Source organism: Hahella chejuensis KCTC 2396 (assembly GCF_000012985.1).
Taxonomy (GTDB): Bacteria; Pseudomonadota; Gammaproteobacteria; order Pseudomonadales; family Oleiphilaceae; genus Hahella; species Hahella chejuensis.
Genome location: NC_007645.1, coordinates 3,852,372 through 3,870,460 on the forward strand (window position 1 = coordinate 3,852,372; position 18,089 = coordinate 3,870,460).

The 18,089-nt window shown below is 54.6% G+C and carries 18 protein-coding genes; 9 read left to right on the plus strand and 9 right to left on the minus strand.

Features of this window, described 5'->3' with window-relative positions; translation table 11 throughout:
* Positions 1-8: 8 nt before the first annotated feature.
* The 5 genes from HCH_RS16620 to HCH_RS16640 form a co-directional block, all read right to left on the minus strand.
* Positions 9-1,664, minus strand: a complete 1,656-nt coding sequence (locus HCH_RS16620) for a methyl-accepting chemotaxis protein (RefSeq protein ID WP_011397512.1) — start codon at positions 1,662-1,664, stop codon at positions 9-11.
* Positions 1,665-1,806: 142 nt separating this feature from the next.
* Positions 1,807-3,936, minus strand: coding sequence for a chemotaxis protein CheA (locus HCH_RS16625; RefSeq protein ID WP_011397514.1), 2,130 nt, complete (start codon positions 3,934-3,936; stop codon positions 1,807-1,809).
* A gap of 223 nt (positions 3,937-4,159) precedes the next feature.
* Positions 4,160-4,426 (minus strand): STAS domain-containing protein, encoded by a 267-nt coding sequence (locus HCH_RS16630; protein WP_011397515.1) that lies wholly within the window; start codon positions 4,424-4,426, stop codon positions 4,160-4,162.
* 31 nt (positions 4,427-4,457) lie between these two features.
* On the minus strand, positions 4,458-4,826 hold the full coding sequence (locus HCH_RS16635) for a response regulator (RefSeq protein WP_041598726.1): 369 nt from the start codon (positions 4,824-4,826) through the stop codon (positions 4,458-4,460).
* 205 nt (positions 4,827-5,031) lie between these two features.
* Complete coding sequence (locus HCH_RS16640) at positions 5,032-6,738, minus strand: putative bifunctional diguanylate cyclase/phosphodiesterase (protein ID WP_011397517.1); 1,707 nt, start codon at positions 6,736-6,738, stop codon at positions 5,032-5,034.
* A gap of 312 nt (positions 6,739-7,050) precedes the next feature.
* Here HCH_RS16640 and HCH_RS32450 point away from each other — a divergent pair, with 312 nt between their 5' ends.
* The 6 genes from HCH_RS32450 to HCH_RS16670 all read left to right on the plus strand — a co-directional run bounded on the left by HCH_RS32450 (position 7,051) and on the right by HCH_RS16670 (position 13,748).
* Positions 7,051-8,229 carry an ATP-binding response regulator gene (locus tag HCH_RS32450; RefSeq protein ID WP_049780974.1) on the plus strand — a complete coding sequence of 393 codons (1,179 nt, stop codon included), beginning with the start codon at positions 7,051-7,053 and terminating at the stop codon, positions 8,227-8,229.
* Between the two features lie 149 nt (positions 8,230-8,378).
* Positions 8,379-9,233: an alpha/beta fold hydrolase gene (locus HCH_RS16650; RefSeq protein WP_011397519.1), complete on the plus strand. Its 855-nt coding sequence runs from the start codon at positions 8,379-8,381 to the stop codon at positions 9,231-9,233.
* 429 nt (positions 9,234-9,662) lie between these two features.
* Complete coding sequence (rimK, locus tag HCH_RS16655) at positions 9,663-10,577, plus strand: 30S ribosomal protein S6--L-glutamate ligase (RefSeq protein WP_011397521.1); 915 nt, start codon at positions 9,663-9,665, stop codon at positions 10,575-10,577.
* Positions 10,578-10,633: 56 nt separating this feature from the next.
* Positions 10,634-11,494 (plus strand): mechanosensitive ion channel family protein, encoded by an 861-nt coding sequence (locus HCH_RS16660; RefSeq protein WP_011397522.1) that lies wholly within the window; start codon positions 10,634-10,636, stop codon positions 11,492-11,494.
* Positions 11,495-11,530: 36 nt separating this feature from the next.
* A complete protein-coding gene (locus HCH_RS16665; RefSeq protein ID WP_011397523.1) occupies positions 11,531-12,358 on the plus strand; it encodes a magnesium transporter MgtE N-terminal domain-containing protein in 828 nt (275 codons plus the stop codon).
* Between the two features lie 55 nt (positions 12,359-12,413).
* Positions 12,414-13,748, plus strand: coding sequence for a magnesium transporter (locus tag HCH_RS16670; RefSeq protein WP_011397524.1), 1,335 nt, complete (start codon positions 12,414-12,416; stop codon positions 13,746-13,748).
* Between the two features lie 64 nt (positions 13,749-13,812).
* Here HCH_RS16670 and HCH_RS16675 read toward each other — a convergent pair whose 3' ends face one another.
* Complete coding sequence (locus HCH_RS16675) at positions 13,813-14,103, minus strand: hypothetical protein (protein WP_148212593.1); 291 nt, start codon at positions 14,101-14,103, stop codon at positions 13,813-13,815.
* Between the two features lie 389 nt (positions 14,104-14,492).
* Between HCH_RS16675 and HCH_RS16680 the strand changes: the two genes are divergently transcribed.
* A complete protein-coding gene (locus tag HCH_RS16680; protein ID WP_148212594.1) occupies positions 14,493-14,852 on the plus strand; it encodes a hypothetical protein in 360 nt (119 codons plus the stop codon).
* Between the two features lie 149 nt (positions 14,853-15,001).
* Here the strand turns inward: HCH_RS16680 and HCH_RS16685 are convergent, their stop codons facing one another.
* Positions 15,002-15,754, minus strand: coding sequence for an SDR family oxidoreductase (locus HCH_RS16685; RefSeq protein ID WP_011397528.1), 753 nt, complete (start codon positions 15,752-15,754; stop codon positions 15,002-15,004).
* 78 nt (positions 15,755-15,832) lie between these two features.
* Here HCH_RS16685 and HCH_RS16690 point away from each other — a divergent pair, with 78 nt between their 5' ends.
* On the plus strand, positions 15,833-16,219 hold the full coding sequence (locus HCH_RS16690; RefSeq protein WP_011397529.1) for a winged helix-turn-helix transcriptional regulator: 387 nt from the start codon (positions 15,833-15,835) through the stop codon (positions 16,217-16,219).
* A gap of 107 nt (positions 16,220-16,326) precedes the next feature.
* On the opposite strand, the gene HCH_RS16695 is transcribed toward HCH_RS16690, so the two are convergent.
* Both HCH_RS16695 and HCH_RS16700 read right to left on the minus strand, forming a co-directional pair.
* On the minus strand, positions 16,327-16,704 hold the full coding sequence (locus HCH_RS16695; protein ID WP_011397530.1) for a hypothetical protein: 378 nt from the start codon (positions 16,702-16,704) through the stop codon (positions 16,327-16,329).
* A gap of 47 nt (positions 16,705-16,751) precedes the next feature.
* Positions 16,752-17,135 carry a hypothetical protein gene (locus tag HCH_RS16700; protein ID WP_011397531.1) on the minus strand — a complete coding sequence of 128 codons (384 nt, stop codon included), beginning with the start codon at positions 17,133-17,135 and terminating at the stop codon, positions 16,752-16,754.
* A 229-nt stretch (positions 17,136-17,364) separates the two neighbouring features.
* Here HCH_RS16700 and HCH_RS16705 point away from each other — a divergent pair, with 229 nt between their 5' ends.
* Positions 17,365-18,084, plus strand: coding sequence for a HupE/UreJ family protein (locus tag HCH_RS16705; protein ID WP_049781225.1), 720 nt, complete (start codon positions 17,365-17,367; stop codon positions 18,082-18,084).
* Positions 18,085-18,089 lie beyond the last annotated feature (5 nt).

The window sequence follows — 18,089 nt, forward strand, 5'->3', positions numbered from 1 at the left end:
GGTTACGGTTAAAAACGGATGAAGTGCGCTTCGTCCGGCTCCGCCGCTTCCGCCGCTGGCTTGCTGACCACCCGCAAAGGCTTGACCTTGGCGGATTTTGGGGTCACAGCCTCTCTCTGCGCCGGCGCTCTCGCCGCGCTGGAAATGCTGTCGCCGAGCTTGAAGAACGCCATGATGTGCTGCAGTTGCTGCGCCTGGCTGCTCAACTCTTCCGCCGTCGCCGCCAGCTCTTCACTGGAGGAAGCGTTGCTTTGCGTCACTTGGCTGACCTGGGTCATGGCGGTGTTGACTTGCGCCACGCCGCTGGCCTGTTCAGAACTGGCGGCGGCGATTTCCTGCACCAGGCTGGCGGTTTTCACAATGGAGGGAACCAGTTCATCCAGCAAGGAGCCCGCCCGTTCGGCGCGGTCGACACTGTTGTCGGCGAGATTACTGATCTCCTGCGCGGCGGTCTGGCTGCGCTCCGCCAGTTTGCGTACTTCCGCCGCCACCACAGCGAAGCCTTTGCCGTGCTCGCCCGCCCGCGCCGCTTCGATAGCGGCGTTCAAGGCCAGCAAATTGGTCTGATAGGCGATGTCGTCAATGATTTTGATTTTGCCGGCGATGTCGCGCATGGCGGTGACGGTCGCCTGCACCGCCTGTCCGCCTTCCTGGGCTTCCTGCGACGATTTAGTGGCGATGTCCTCGGTGACTTGCGCGTTTTCGGTGTTTTGCGAAATGCTGGCGTTCATCTCCTCCATGGACGCTGTAGTCTCTTCAACGCTGGCCGCCTGTTCGCTGGCGGCCTGGGATAGCGACTGCGCCGTGGAGCTGACTTCCTCACTGGCGGAGGACAGGTTGTCCGCGGAGCTGCGCACGTCGCTGATGATATCAGTGAATTTCTCCACCATTTGCAACATGGCCGCCAGCACCTGCCCGGTTTCATCCCGGCTGTTGACGTTAACGCTTACGTTCAAATCGCCTTCTGATAAGCGGTAGGCCACATCCGCGGCGTGTCCGAGCGGACGCGATATGGCGCGAGAGATAATGAAGCCTAATAGCAGACCCAGTACGGCGGCGACGCCGATCACCGACAGCATCAACGTTTTGCTGGTGGCGTAGAGCTCATCGTTGGATTTGGAAGTGGACTCCGCATTTTTTTCGATCACCTTCACCAGCTCAGTCATTAGGTTATCCAACGCATCTGCTTTGGGGCGCAACGTCGTCATGGCGAAGTCAACAGATTCGCGATTGGACATCAGGCTCTCCTGTCTGACGATGTTCAACAGACGGTCCCGCAGCGGAACGAACTCCTGATAGGCGCGATCGAGATCTTTGTACAAACGTTTCGATTCTTCCGTTTCAGCAATGCTTTTGGAAATACTCAACTCCGTTTGCATGGCGGAGTCGAACTCCTGCACCGAACGCATGAAGGCTTCGCGCTCCTCCATCGTGCTGGCCAGCATCAAATTGCGCAAAGCGCGGCTCTGGTTGAGAAGCTGGATGTTGGCTTCCTTGACGTGAGAAATGCCCAAAGTATCGCGTTGATACATCTTGGTGTCGGACTCGTTGATTTTTCCCATGTTGGAGATTCCGAGATACCCCACCACCGCTATCAGCACAAGCATCAGCAGAAAGGAGCCTATCAGCTTTACGGAGACTTTCAGATTATTAAACCAACCCATGATCCCTCTCCCATGTTTCCAGTGTTTCTCTCTATGCGACGTTGGCTATGCGACGCTGGCTATGTGGCGCTGGCGGTCCTGGCTTTGTTACGGACTTTCAGTCAATGAATTCGTCCCATCGCTCATGCAAGCCATTGCGGCGTTAACCCGCCGCCATTTTCCTGCCCGCAAACTGGTTCTGGGCGTGTTCCGCCCGGGTGACCAGCTCCGGTATATCCAATATCAGCCCTACATCGCCGCTGCCCAGCAGGGTGCATCCGCTGACCCACTTCAACGGCGTGAAGATATCGCCCAGGGGCTTGATGACGGTTTGCAGCTCGCCCATCAGACGATCCACCACCAGCCCCGCGCGGCGGCCGGCGTATTGCACCACCACCACGCTCTGCCGATCGGCGGGCCGCCCGTCGATGCTGAACAGTTCCCGCAGTCGCAGAAACGGCAACGCCATGCCCCGCAACCCCATGAAGTCGCCGCCGCCGTCGCCGTTCAACTCGACGCACTCATCCACGACTTCCATGGGCACCACATACTTGCTGTCCCCTACACCCACTAAAAAACCGTTAATGATGGCCAGAGTCAGCGGTAAGCGCAGACGAATAGTAGAGCCTTTGCCCAGTTCGCTTTCCACCTCCACGCTGCCGCGCAGCTCTTCCAGGGTTTTCTTCACCGCGTCCATGCCGACGCCACGGCCGGAAACATTGGTCACCTGTTCCGCCGTGGAGAAGCCGGGTTCGAAAATGAGCTTGAAGATGTCGCCGTCGCTCATCCCTTCGCTACTGCGGATGAGTTGTTTCTCAATCGCCTTGGCGACGATTTTTTCCGGATTCATGCCGCCGCCGTCATCGCTGACTTCAATGACAATGCTGCCGCGCTCATGAAAGGCGTTCAGACGAATCACGCCGGTAGCCGCCTTGCCCCGCTCCCGGCGTAACGCATCCGATTCGACGCCATGGTCGATGGCGTTGCGCACCAAATGGGTCAAAGGTTCGCTGATGCGCTCCACCAGGGTTTTATCGAGATCAGTGTCGCCGCCGCTGACCACCAGCCGGATATCCTTGCCAAGATCACGGGCGAGATCGCGCACGACCCGTTGAAAGCGATTGAAGGTATCGCCGATCTGCACCATGCGCAGGCTCAGGGCGCAATCGCGCACGGCTTCGATGAAGCGGGTGGAGTTGGCGACGGATTCATGCAACACGGATTCCTGAATGCGTTCCGCCCGCACCCGCACTTCCGCGTTGGCGATCATCAGTTCGCCGATCAGATTGATGAGGTGATCAAGCTTTTGCGCATCAACTTTGAGGAAGCTGTCCTGACGTTGTTTTTTGACTGCGCTGGCCTGTTTCTCCAGGGCGGTGCTGACGGTTTTCTCCTGCACAGCGTGGCGGGCGACCAGTATTTCTCCCAGCTTGGGCCTTTCCGGCGTGCGCTCCTGTTGTTTCAGCGCCTGCTCAAGCTCATTGCGGGTGACCGCGCCGCTATCCAGCAGAATCTCACCGAGTCGTTGGTCCTCATCCGGGGCCGCCTCGATGGCGCCGTCCCAGGAATCCGGATCACCCACCGGCGTGATGCGCACCTCACTGCTGGCGCTGACGAATTCAAACGCATCCTCAATTTCTTCTTTGGCCTGCTCGGTGATCAGGTCTATTTCGAAGGCGAGATAACAGGACTCCGGGTCCATTTCCTCCGCCGCCGGCATATGTCCGCAGAAGGTGGTGACCCGGGTCAGTTCGCCAAGGGTGGAGATATAATGCAGGATGCTGAGAGGGTCCATGCCGTCGCGCAGCAGATCGCGACCACAGCGCAGTGAAATATGCCAGCCGCGGGCCCCATAAGCGGCTTCGCCAGCATCCTCTTCCTGAGCTGCGACCATGACGGCGCCGGGTAGATAGCGTTGCAACTGCGCCTGCAAAGCAGCGCCTTTACGCAGCAGCGCCTCTTCCACTTCGCCGGCCAGGGAGCTTTCCACCAGTCGTCCAATCTGATCGCCGCAACTCAACAGCAGGCTGATCAGATCGCCGTCGATGTCCAGGCGGCCATCGCGAACCGCGTCCAGCACCCCTTCCACATCGTGCGTGAAGGCGACAACATGATCCAGTCCAAACAGCCCGCCAGACCCCTTGATGGTGTGCGCAGCGCGAAACACCGCATCCACCAGTTCCTTTTTGGCGCCCTCCTCCTCCAGGGTTAGCAGAGACTGCTCCATTTCCGCCAACAGATCTTTGCTTTCCTGGGCGAAGGCTTTTAAGGCGCCGCTGAAATCCAGGCTCATTATCCGTCTTCCCTTTCCGTGACGCAGGCTGCAGTTTGCGTCGCCGAGGTCGGTTCATCGACCAGCGCAGCGCCTGTCAGCCCGGCAAGTCTTATTCGCCATATCGGCTTATTTGTCGCCATCCGGGCGTTAGAGAAGGGCTCCTTCCCGGACCGCCGCCATGGCGGCCCTACCGTTCGCGCTACGCCTTGGCGTAGTTTAGATTCACTCAGAATAAACCGCTTTATTCCAACATGTCGGCGAGTCCGGTCAGCGAGAACACTTTGTTGACCGCCTCGCTGGCGTTCACCAGTCGCGCGCCCCGATCCCGCTTGGCCAGGATCAGTAGCTGCAAACCCGCCCCGTCCAGCTCCGTCAGTTGGCTGAGATCAATGTCGATATCCTTATGTTCAAGCAAGGGCGCTTTGGCTTCCGCCGCACAATAGATCGTCAGCTCGCCGTTCAAGGTCAGCCGGTTCTGCTCGGGGTCGTGCTGGGAGTCTATGCTCATTGTGTCTCCCTCCCTGGCGGGTTACTGCGCGTCAGGGCAGTATCAGTTTCTGGACGGCCTTGAGCATGGCTTCAGGGCGGAACGGTTTCACCATCCACGCCTTGGCGCCCGCCATCTGACCTTCCATTCGTTTATCTTCGGTGCTTTCGGTCGTCAGCATGATGACCGGAGTGAATTTGTATTCAGGCAGGCTTTTAAGCTCTTTGACGAAGGAGATGCCGTCCATGACGGGCATATTCACGTCGCAGACTATCAAGCTGGGCTTGGCGTCAGGCAACTTCCCCAGCGCGTCCTGGCCGTTTTCCGCCTGTATTACGTTGTAGCCTGCGGACTTGAGCGTAAGGTCCACCATTTGCCGCAGAGAGATGGAATCGTCAATGATCAGAATGGTCTTCGCCATAGCATTCGTCCATTTGCGCCGATGCGTTATTGGTCTTCCAGTCAGGGCCTGTGAATGATCCGACGTCATGGGCGCCGCCGTCGAATCATCAACAAACGCTTAAGATACCGTCCTAAATAACTAATCAATAAAAGTAGATAAAGTGTAGTTCAAAATTTAGCCATTAAATCCAGCTATGCAAGTCCCGTCCGCCTTTCGAGGCGCCCTAAGCCGGCGCCTTAAGTCCATTGAACAGCATGGCCGTGGCGTTGGCGGCGGGCGCCGGCTTGCTGAATAAATATCCCTGCGCTTCATGACAGCCCAGGCTGCGCAGACGCGCCAATTGGTCCACCGTTTCTATGCCTTCGGCGATAACTTTGAAGCCCATATGCTCGGCAATGGCGAGAATGGCTTTAACGATGGCGAAATCGTCGCCGGAATCACAGATATTGCTGATGAACGAGCGGTCGATCTTCAAGCGATTGAAGGGATATTTGCGCAGATACTCCAGATTGCTGTAGCCGGTGCCGAAATCGTCAATGGCGATGTCGAAACCCTGGCTCCACAACTCCCGCAACTGTCCTCCGCCCTTAGGGTCCATCAGACTGGTTTCCGTCAGTTCCAGTTCGAAGTCATTGGGGGACAGGCGATAGCGGGTGAAAAGATCCACAAAGTCCTGGGTGAACTCATCCCGATGCAGTTGCACCGGAGAAATATTTATCGCCATGCGCAGACGCTTGCCGGCGCGTTTCCATAACGCAATCTGCTGGCACACCTGCTCCATCATCCACAGGCTGATGTCGTAGATCTGTCCGTTTTCCTCCGCCAATGGAATGAAACGCGCCGGGCTGATATGGCCTTTCTCCGGGGTCTTCCAGCGCAGCAAAGCCTCAAAACCCACCAGGGACTCCTGCAGAATATCCACCTGGGGCTGGTAATAGACCTCAAATTGCTGTTCTCGCACCGCCTGAAACAACGCCCGCGACATCCACCAGCGTTCATGATTCACTGCGTCCATCTCAGGCGCGAAGCGTTTCACTAAATTGCCGCCTTCTTTCCTGGCCTCTAATGCCGCAATTTCCGCATGATTGAACAGCACTATCCATTCCAGCCGGGGATGGGGCGGCGGCGCATAGCCTATGGAGAATTTAAGAAAGAATTCCTGTCCCTCCACCAGAATGGGCAGACTCAACTTCTGCTGCAGCAGGCGCAAATGCGTCGCGCCTTCCTCTTCGCCAGCTTCGAGCACCACGCCAAATTTGCCGGAGCCAAGACAGCCCAGCAGCATGCCCGGCGGAAAAATAGACGACATGCGCTCCACCACGGTGCGACTGACCTGACGTTCGGACAGGTCACGGTCATGACTGCTAAGCAGGCCGATCAGGGTTTGATCCATGTCCACTTCGCAGACGCACACGCAGACGTTGGCGTTGTTTTTCTGCTTGATGAGGGTGTCGATCAACTCCATCAAAATATCTTTTTTGGGCAAGCCGGTGACGGAATCATACTCCTCCAGCAAGCGCAGGTTTTGGTGCTGAAAATCGTGCAGTTTCTTGAGTTTGAGTAGGTTGTTCACCCGCGCCAGCAGTTCGCGCCGGTTAAACGGTTTGCTGACGTAATCCTCCGCGCCGCATTCCAGTCCCGACACGCAGGAATCGCGGTCGGCCAGGGCCGTGAGAAGAATAATGGGGATATGTTTCCAGTGCTCCTGGGCTTTGATTTCCCGAGTCAGTTCAAACCCGGTCTTACCGGGCATCATAACGTCCAGAATAATCAAGTCCGGCTCGTAGCTGGCGACGGCGCCAATCACTTCGTTGGCGTCATTCAGAGGGATGGCGTCAAATCCTTGCGCCCGAAATATATCCGTAAGCAGTTTGGTGTTGCGCTGCTCGTCATCAACAATAAGCAGCCTGCTACCGGTGAGTGGGTGCATGACTACAGGCTCCTGCCGTTGAAAGGATGAATGTTACAGAACAAGGATTCTCAGCGAAGAAAGATCCCTCTACAGCCACGAAGGAAGAGTCTCGCATTCGGGCGTTAGCCCGGTTATTTCAGCTCCATGAGCTTCTGTCTCTTAATACAGTCCTGAATTTGATTTTTGTCAAATTAGCGGTAGCTTTTATAGGTATGAGGACTCAGGTATAGGTATGAAGACTCAGGTATAGGTATGGGGACTCAGGGAAAGTCAGCGACGCCGACCTGCAGTCTGCGCCAGGGGCGTCGGTCTATCCGCCTGGAGGACGCAATGAGCGAAGAAACGGACAATGCATCCATCCTGATCGTTGATGACAACCAGAATAACTGTGACCTGCTGAACCGGCGGCTTGAGCGCAAAGGATTTCGCTGCGCCATCGCCCTCAGCGGCCGGGAGGCGTTGCGACAAGTGGAGAAGCAACCCCCCGACCTGATTCTGTTGGACGTCATGATGCCGGAAATGGACGGCATGGAGGTGCTGGACATCCTGCGTAGAAACTTCAATTCCGTCGAACTGCCGGTGCTAATGGTCACCGCCAAAAACGCGCATGAAGATATCATCAGCGCGTTCGCGCAAGGCGCCAACGATTACATTGAGAAGCCGGTGGATTTTCCCATCATGCTCGCGCGCATTCGACATCATCTGCAGCATAAACGCCTCGATGACGAACTCAAACGCAGCCAGCAGCAGTTACGGGAACAGAATCGTCAGCTGGGCATGTCCAATCAGTACAAGATCAATTTTCTATCCTCCATGTCTCACGAATTACGCACGCCCCTCAACGCCATTCTGGGGTATTCGGAAGTCCTGCTGGACGGCATGATGGGCGAACTGAATCCAAAGCAGCTGGAGTATTGCAAGGAAATATACGACAGCGGCTCCTACCTGCTGATCATCATCAATGATTTATTGGACCTGTCCAAAATCGAGGCGGGCAAACTGGAGTTGGAAATCCAACCTACTCACATTGAAATTCTGGTCAACAGCGTCATTGGCATCATCAAGGAAAAAGCGTCCCGCCACGGCATCATCCTGTTGACGGACATTCAAGAAGATATAGGACCGGCGGAACTCGACCCTCTGCGGGTCAAACAGATTCTCATCAACCTGCTCAGCAACGCCATCAAGTTCACCGACAGCGGCAAGCAGGTAGGTTTGAAAGTCAGTCTGCATGACGATCAGGAGTTGCTGATTCAGGTGTTCGACCAGGGCTGCGGCGTGTCGGAACAAGATCTGCAACGCATCTTTCTGCCCTTTGAACAGGCCGAATCCTCCATCAAAAAGAAAAACGTGGAAGGCACCGGCCTGGGTCTCGCTCTGGTGCACAAACTGGTGCTGCTGCATGGCGGCAGCATTGACGTGAAAAGCGAACTCGGTCAGGGCAGCAGTTTTTTCATCCGACTTCCCTATCGCGCCTCGGCGGGAGGGTCTTGCGACATGATTTATTGATGCTATTTGCGCTCCTCTGAAACCGCCAAAGCGCTGACCAGAAACGGCCCGCTTAATTTTACCCCCATTTTATTGACTTAACCGGGCCAATCCCGTTAGGCTGCGCCTCTAAACTTGATGGATCACTATAAATTTCAGGATGTTACCTAATGGAAAATGTGAACTATCGGCAGGCGCTGATAGATAGAATGGGCGCGCCCATCGCGCAAAATCAGGTTAACGCAGGGAATATCAACACCGCCTATCTGTCCGCCGGCGCTGGGGCGCCGGTGATATGTCTGCACGGCGCCGGAGCCGGCGCGGTCACTTGGTATCCCTCTCTGGGCGCGCTATCCCAACACTATCATGTGATCGCGCCAGATATCGTCGGTTACGGCGAGTCCGACAAACCTGACGCCCCCTATGATCGCCCTTATTTTTCCACTTGGCTGCAGGACTTCATGGCGGCGCTGGATATATCCAAAGCGCATATCGTCGGCCTGTCCCAAGGCGGAGCCATCGCCCTGCAATTCGCCCTGGATTGCCCGGACAAAGTAGACAAGCTGGTGTTGGTGGACACCGCCGCGTTGGGCGCGCAGCCTTCCCTGCGCCCGATGGTCGGCATGATCTGGTTGAACAGTTTCCCCTCTGCATGGGCGAATCGTTTTTTCGCCCCTTCGCTACTGTTCGATACGAATAACCGGGACCCCAACCACGCTCATTACTCGATTGAAGTGCTCAAACGCCCTGGCGGCAAAAACGCCTTCACTCAAGGCCGTGGCGCAGCAGTAGCGGCCCTGCCGGAGGAAGCGCTGCGGCGCATTCACAACGAGACGCTGATTATCTGGGGAGAGCAAGATCAACTGTTCGCCATTGAACATGGCGAGGCCGCGGCCAAGCTGATGCCGAACGCTAAACTGCACCGCATTCCCCGCGCCGGTCATCTGCCGCTGATGGATCAGCCAGAATTGTTTAATCAGGCGTTGTTGGATTTTCTGACCTCGACAACTCCAGCGACCGCTTAGTCTGACGCCCCTGCGGCTGAAAGTCAGTCGTTTTGTAGTCCATCTTAATGTCGGAAGGCGCTTCGCTTTTCCAACCTACTCTGTTTTGAAAAAACGAGTGGTAGTATTCAATTAAAACGTTTAGTTCCCGCTTTCGTATGCATTCCAGTACACAGCAATAAACGTAGGTTGGATAAGCGAAGCGCCATCCAACACTTCCGCCAAATAGCCCCCCATACGCCACGTCTAAATGGAACTTCGGGTCTATACTTTAGTTATTGCTGCCCGCAGTTATCGCAGTTCGAAGTAACAGCAGTCCCAAGAGATATCGCAGTCCGATCTCGCAAACGTGTCTTAACCCCTTCTTTTTGTCAGGGGCTGGCAGGCTGTCACAGGGATGTCAGTCGCCCCGCAAGCTTCGCAAGGACTAAAGCAAAGGAATAAAAAATAATGAAAATTGGCATACTCTCAAGAAACTCCAAACTCTATTCAACTTCCCGCCTGGTGGAGGCGGCCCGTGAGCGGGGACATGAGCCACGGGTGGTGGACGTGTTGAAGTGCTACATGAACATCACCACCAACGCGCCCACTGTCCGCTATCGCAGCAGCGGCGTCTCTGAGGAATTGCAGTTCGATGCAGTGATCCCCCGCATCGGCGCCAGCGTCACTACCTATGGCTGCGCAGTGCTGCGTCAGTTTGAAGTCAGCGGGGTGTATTCCATCAACGAATCCATCGCCATTACCCGTTCCCGCGACAAACTGCGCGCCCACCAACTTCTGGCCCGCAAAGGCGTGGGGCAGCCGGTAACCAGTTACGCGCACTCGGCGGACGCCACCAATGATTTGATCGAGTCCGTGAACGGCGCGCCGTTGATCGTCAAAGTGATGGCGAGCACTCACGGCAACGGCGTGGTGCTGGCGGAGACCGATAAAGCCGCGGAAACCCTGATCAACGCCTTTCGCGGCCTGAAAGCCGACTTCCTGGTGCAGGAGTTTATAAAAGAAGCCGGCGGCAGCGACATCCGCTGCTTTGTGATCGGCGATAAAGTGGTCGCCGCCATGCAGCGCACGGCGCAGCCGGGCGAGTTTCGCTCCAACCTGCATCGCGGCGGCAGCGCCCAGGTGGTGAAGTTACGACCCAATGAACGACGGCTCGCCGTACAGGCGGCGCAGGTCATGGGGCTGGATCTGGCCGGGGTGGACATTATCCGCTCCAGTCACGGTCCGCTGGTGCTGGAGGTCAATTCGTCTCCCGGCCTGAAAGGCATCGAAAGCGCGACCAACAAGGATATCGCCGGCGCCATCATCGACTACATTGTTAAGGACGTACTGAACGGCCCTAATAAGCCCAAGGGGAAAGGTTAAGCCATCGTTACCCAGCGCTGGCGTTAGTCTTTTTCTTTATCATCAAGAGAGCATCCATGGACCCGATACAAACTCAAGATTGGCGGGAACTCTTACATCAGACCTACGAACAAACGATTCAGCAGTTGATCGCCTTTACGCCCAATATTCTGGGCGCACTGGCGTTGTTCTTCTTTGGCTTCTTTATCGCCCTGGCGCTGGCGCGCGCCGTGCGTACCGGAGTGACTCTGCTGGAACGTCTGCTAGGCCGGGTGTTCGCGCGCTTCTCCACCAGCTCCGCCTCCCTCAAGTTGCGGCAGTCATACACCAACGTCATCAGCAAAGCCGTGTTTTGGTTGGTGTTGCTGTTTTTCATCGCCGCCGGCGCCAATAGTCTGGGACTGAATATCGTCTCCCAGTGGATGAGTCAGTTATTGCTTTATCTGCCTCATTTCGCCGCCGGCATGCTGATCATGTTGGGAGGATACTTGCTCAGCAAAGTGATCAATCTGGTGATGACTTCTGCGGCGGAGTCCGTGGGCATCAGACAGTCGGCGCTTATGGGGCGCAGCGTGCAGTTTACGGTGATCTTTATCGCCGTCGTGATAGGCATCGAACAGATCGGCATCAACATTCAGTTTTTCACCCAGTTCACTATCATTCTTTCCGCCGTCATTGCAGGGGGCTTCTCCCTGGCGTTCGCCCTCGGCGCCAAGTATCTGGTGGCGAACATCATCGGCTCCCAGCAAATGAACAAGCTGGTGCAACTGGGTGACGAAGTCAGCATCGCCGGCGTGGACGGCGTGATCGTCGATATCACCAGCTCCGTCATCGTGCTGGAGACGCCGCAAGGCAGAACCGCGATTCCCGGCTCCTTCTTCATGGAGCACATCAGCCAGATAAAAGCCGGAGCCGCCAACCACGCCAAAGAGAAATAGACCGCCGCTGATATCCGACACAGACGGAGTTTCGCCATGACCGATCAGACTTACCAGCTTGCGTTCAGCTTTCTGCGTCAGGAGCCCAGGGCGGCGGCGCGGTTGCTGGAGGACAGAGACCCAGGGGAAGTGGCGCAGTTCCTCGCCAACGCGCCCCTGCCCGTATCCATCAGTGTGTTAAAGGAAATGCTGCCGCGTTTTTGCGCGACGGTGATTCACGCCGCGCCGGAGAGCAGTGCGACTCAATGGAGCGCTGAAATAGGCGCGCATCAGCTTTGCAATATTCTGCGCCACCTGCCGCCCAAACACAGAGAAACCGTATTGAACCTGCTGCCGTTGGCGCGCCGCACCCTGTGTCAGCAGCTGCTTTCCTACAGCAATAGCATGCTGGGCGCCTGGACCGAAATAGACGCGCCGGTATTCACCCGCGACATGACCGTGGAAGACGCCATGACCCGCCTGAAAAAGCGGGAGTATCAGGAGGAACGGGTCATTTTCGTCATCGATCAACAACGGTCGCCCCTTGGCGCGATACCCGCCGTCAAACTGCTGCGCTCCTCCAGGCAGGTCATTCTGGGCGCGCTGGTCAAACCCTCGCTGGCGAGTCTGAACAGTCGGCTTTCCCTAAGCAACGCCGCCAGTCATCCGCTGTGGGCCACGCAGGATTTCGCACCAGTGGTGTTTCACCATAACGAGTTCATGGGCGTGATCTGGCATAGCCGTTTACGCGAGCTTCTTTCCACGCATTCCGACTGGCTGGCGGCCCCGCAAAAGCCCTCCGGGTCGGCGGCGCTGGATTTGCTGCGCGCGCATGGCGAGAGCATGCAGGCGATGGTGGAAGTGGTGCGCGACTCACTGGTATGACCCGGCTTCACAGACAAGGCGAACGACACTCAAAGCCTCTGGCGAGGAATCTCACATGGACAACACGACGTCTTACATCAAAGACACCGCGCAGCAGCTCACAGACGCCTATTTATTGCGTTTTCCAGCCAAAGCCGCGCGCGAAATCGCCAAGATGCCGGACCAGGAGGCCGCCGCACTCTTGAGCCGACAACCCGCTGCCGTCGTCGCCAATCTGTTCCCGTACATGCCTCCGGGACTGGGCGAACAACTGATCGCCAACTGGGACCCGGTCGCCGCAACGGAACTGCTTCTGAAACTGGATATTCAACTTAGCGCCGCACTGCTGTCACGCCTGGAGGATACCCAAAGAGAGGCCATTGTGACTCGCATCGCCGCGTCAGAGAAAGCAACCGCCGAGGAGCTGGTCGAGTTGCTTTCCTATCCGCTCAATACGGCGGGCCGCATGATGGATTCCAGAGTGCAGATGTTTCACTCCCATCTCACCGTGGAGGAAGTGCTGCAGCAGATAAAATACCGGCGTCCCAAATACATGGACGCCTTTTTCCTGATCAACGACGAGCGCAACGTCATTGGCGTCTTTGAGTTAAGCGACCTGATTCTCGCCAACGCCAAGGACAAAGCCGCCAAAATCGCGCGCCCGATCACTGCGTCTTTCAGCACCTTAGACCCGGCCGACGACGTCATTGAAAAATTCGAAGGCATGCGGGTCAACTGTCTTCCCGTGCTGGATGTGCATGATCAGGTGGTCGGCGTTATTCGCAGCGCGGATATTTATCAGCGCACCAAGGAGGACCTTGCCTCTGATATGGCGTCGATGGTGGGCGCCAGCAAGGACGAAAAGGCCCTGTCCAGCAGTTGGTTCGCCGTCCGCAAACGCATGCCCTGGCTGCAAATCAATCTGGTGACCGCGTTCGTGGCCGCCGGCGTGGTTGGCGCCTTTGAAGGCATTATTTCCCAGTACACCGCCCTGGCCATCTTGCTGCCCGTGGCCGCCGGGCAAAGCGGCAACGCCGGCGCCCAGGCGCTGGCGGTGACCATGCGTGGTTTGATTCTTAAGGAAATCACCCTTCGCAATATGGGACAGGTGTTTCGCAAAGAGAGCTTCGCCGGTTTTCTCAACGGCGTCATTATCGCGGTGACCTGCGCTATCGGCGTCTGGATCTGGAGCCGCTCGGTCGGTCTGGCGCTGATTATCGCTCTCGCCATGGTGTTGTCGCTGACCATCGCCTGCGGCGCGGGGGCGCTGGTGCCCATGGCGCTCAAGAAGCTCGGTCTGGACCCGGCGCAATCCTCCTCCATCGTACTGACCACCATCACCGACATCGCCGGTTTCATGTCATTTCTTGGGATTGCGACCTTGCTGTCAGGGCTATTGCCGGTGGGGTAAAACGCTAGCTGATGCAGACAGGCTTGGAAAAACGCCCCTTACGTTGATTTGTGTCTGTCGATGACTAGTGCCTGACGGTGGTTTCCCGCCATTCGGAAACCGCCTGGCTCACTGCAGCCAGGTGAGCGTTGGTGATGTCTCTGGGCAAAAACTCGTTCTGACAGGCGTTGATGCGCGTCGCCAACTGGTCAATGAAAGCCTTGCCCTCAGCTTGATACCCCTCGCACTCCTCCTCATTGAGTTCGATCAAGATAGAAAAATCCACAAACGAACGGGAGCACCTGGCGTCGAGGTAAAACTTCCTGTCCTGCTCAAAAAGAAACCACGAGCCCGGCTCATGCAGCATTACATACACAGTTTGATCCTGCCTTTTATGATTGGATTGAGTGTCAGGGGCGGAGCCAAGATCCATCATGCATCGGCGAGTTTGATAAAAACGCTGTCGCGCGTTCATGGCTGGCTGCAACCCTGTGATTTTTTTCTACTTTATAGTTTCCACGGAGTGATTACGAGAAATCAGTGCAAACGGTTTCCAAGTGAAAATGCGAGCGCGCCCTGCTGGATGCGGAGCAGGTTCATATAAGACAGAGAAATCAGCCGGCTCCAGACAAGTGAAATTGCAGAGAATCCACGCCGCCAGGATTTTCAATACGCGCCTAAGTCACTGGAATTATTAACTTTACATCGTTAATAAAACAGCGAATAGTTAGCGCTCTTTTTTTTGAAATGTATAGATATCGCAGAATGAAGATCAAGTCCCAATTAATGCTCGCAATGTGCTCACTTTTAATCGGTTGCTCGTCCAATCAGACCAAAGAACCCACAGAAGTAGTGTTCACTTTCGGCGAGACCGCCATTACCGCGCCCATTAACGAAAACAGCGCCTTTGCAAGCACGAAAGAAACAGACAAGGAAAAAGTACAACTCTCCGGGAAAATCCAAAAACAGGATGCGGATTACATCGTGGAAGTCGAATTTATCAGCGAGACGAAAGAGTCCAAAGCGCGCCACAGCTATAATTCAACCGTCCTGGTGAAAGCGGACGAGCCTTTGGTCATCGGTCACCTGGAGGATGACGAATTTATCATCAACTTAAAAAGATAGTCATGAACTTAAATAGGTAGTCATGAACTTAGATAAGCAGTCATGAACTTAGATAAACAGCCATGTCCTTAATAAGATAGCCATAGCGTCCGCCGGCGCCTGAAGATTACCGGCGCGTCAGGTGGACTCTCTTGGAAAATCTCTCCCAGTTATAAATTTCCAACCCCGCCATCCACCAACAGCTCAGATCCCAGCATGTAAGCCGATTCATCCGACGCCAGGAAAACGGCGGCTTTCGCCAGTTCCAAAGGCGTTCCCATTCGCTTTAAAGGCACGAGCTCCTGAACCTCTTCTATCAGTTCCTGCTGCTTTTCCTCCGATAAACCAAACTTCTGAAAGGCATCAGTATAGGTTGGGCCAGGGCTGAGAGTATTAACGCGAATTCCTTTGTGATGCAGCTCCCCGGACAGCGTCCTCGATAAAGAGATAAGCGCCGCCTTGCTCGCCGCGTACACACTGCTTTGCGCTAATCCAATGTAGGCGGATACGCTGCCACATAAAATAATGGACGCCGAATCAGACAATAAAGGCAATAATGACTGTATTAAAAAGAAGGGCCCCTTTAAATTAACGTTCATAACATGGTCAAAGCAATCTTCGTCCCATTCATCCAATGGTTTATGCGTCACATCGCCTGCGTTTATATATACAATATCAATGCGCGGAAAATTATCAGATAATTGCTGCGCCAATATAGTTTGTTGATCTGCTTTTCCAGAGTCATTCTTTATAACCAGCGCAGACTCTCCCAGTTGATCTTGCGCATACTTTAACCCGGATTCATTACGCCCGGTTACCGCAACGGTCGCCCCTTCAAGTTGAAACTGTTTAGCCGTCTCCAAACCGATTCCCGCCGTTCCACCTGTAATTAACGCGTACTTCCCATCCAGCCTTCTCGACATACTATTCGCCTTTACTTGCAATTCATTAGAGGATTTATAGTATATGCAGGCTATTTCCGTTAAAACAGTAGGTTCCAAATGGATACTAAAGAGAAAATCAGTTATTCGGATAAAAAATTTGAGGATGAATCACGGTGTCCAATGACGGATTTCATCAATATCGTTTCAGGAAAATGGGCGATCCCCACCTTATATCGCTTGATTATTACTGACGATATTATTCGGTTTGGCGCCCTGCAAAGAGGAATCGGCGGCATTACGCAAAAGGAATTAACCAAACAACTCAGGACGTTTGAATCCTTAGGCATCGTTTCCAGACAGGAATACCCGGAGATGCCGCCACGGGTTGAGTATCGGATTACAGAACTCGGAAAAACGCTGAAACCGACACTGGACTCACTGGCCCATTGGATGACCGAACATAGAGACGAGTTATTGGCGAATAGTCGAAATAACGCCAGTTAAAAGCCGTCATATACTTAATAGGCTCCTCTCCAAATAAAGAGGAACATTTAACGACTCGACAGTAATACGGAGTTTATATTTAACTCAGACAATGTGTTATTAAGGCTCTATACATTCGTACGCTTACTCTTAATCTCCTGACCATTGGGCTTATGTTTTCCCGTAGAGATAAAATGGGCCTGCTCTATTCGCTCAGGCATTTTCCGTATATCACCCCAATATTCTCTGCGAACTTCTTCGTCAACAAACACTTTGGTTCTGTACAACCCATCATTGCCATCTTTGCGGCAATTTGAAAACCAATAGTGTTCTCCCGTCTCCGTATCGAAGTAATTGGCCTTAAACCCAGATCCTTTTAGCGACTTAAATTTACGGCCTTTGTACTCAAGCGTTTTCCCTGACTTTGAAAAGAAGACTTGGCCAATATTGGCTTCCAATGCAGCCACGCCTGATTTCTCTTCTATGTACATCACATTGTATTTCATTACATTCACTCTCAATTGTATGTGGTAGCACGCAGGCGCTCGCAGCGCTAACTTCTAAACTTAGTCACTTTACCTGACTCATCAACCGCCGCGTTCACCAGGCCATTCAAGTCCAGGGACGGGTTCGATTCGAGGCAGTGTTGCAGGATATTCAACGCCACATGAGGAGCGAACATATGTGGGCCGCGAAACCTTAGCAACAGTGTTTGAATTTTCTCGTCTTTGCGGGGATTCAACGCCTTGAAGATTTGCTCCCAGTCGGCGTCCATCCGCACAAGTTCTGTCACGACTTTGCTGGCGATACGGGCGTTCCTGGCGCTTATTCTCGCCGTCCTCGCCTCCAGTTTATCCCGCTTATCCGCCTCCGCCAGCAGCCAGCTGGCGTCCAGAGGATTCTTGGGCGAAGGTTTCGTTTTGCGTTTCTTGGCCATAATCAAATTGAGGCATGCTACGGGACTAAAGAGTATCGCAATAACAGATCCCAGACTTCAACGCTCGCGCAAACCCGACTGACGCTGACTCTGTACTTCAACTCTTCACAAAAGCGACAAGTTCAGCAATTCGGCTGATAGGTTCAGCTTTACAGCTGGGCTATAGTTTTCCGGCAATTACGACAGCGACCTCATACATCGACTTCGGAGGCCATGCCGGGTGGTTTTGATTTCTTCAACTCAATATAAAAATAAGACGGTTAGCGCTCGCGGCCCCTCCATTCTCTTCCTGCTGTTGCTCGCCATCGCCGCCTCTCCCGTATTCGCCCACGGCGTGGCGGAAGGCGACGCGCTGTTCATCGAACAGGCGGAAGGCATGCACCTGATCTCCTTTATCTATCTCGGCGCCAAGCATATGGTGACGGGCTATGATCACCTGCTGTTTCTTATCGGCGTGATTTTTTTCTTGTATCGGATGAAAGACATCGGCGTTTACGTCACGCTGTTCGCCATCGGACATAGCATTACGCTGCTGTATGGCGTGTTGAGCGGCGCTCAAGTCAATCCTTATCTGGTCGACGCCATCATCGGTCTATCCGTCGTCTATAAAGCGCTGGATAATCTTGGCGCTTACCGTCGCTGGTTCGGCTTTCAGCCCAACACCAAAGCGGCGGTGCTTATTTTCGGCTTTTTCCATGGCTTCGGGCTGGCGACAAAGTTGCAGGATTTCACGCTGTCCCAGGATGGCCTGATCCCCAATATCATCGCCTTCAATGTGGGTGTGGAAATCGGCCAGTTACTGGCGTTGAGCGCTATTCTCATCATCATGAGTTTCTGGCGCAAAACTGACGCCTTCGCCAAGCAGGCCTTCACCGCCAATGTGCTCCTGATGAGCGCCGGATTTATGTTAATAGGCTACCAACTCACCGGCTTTTTCGTGAGTTCTTGAGATAA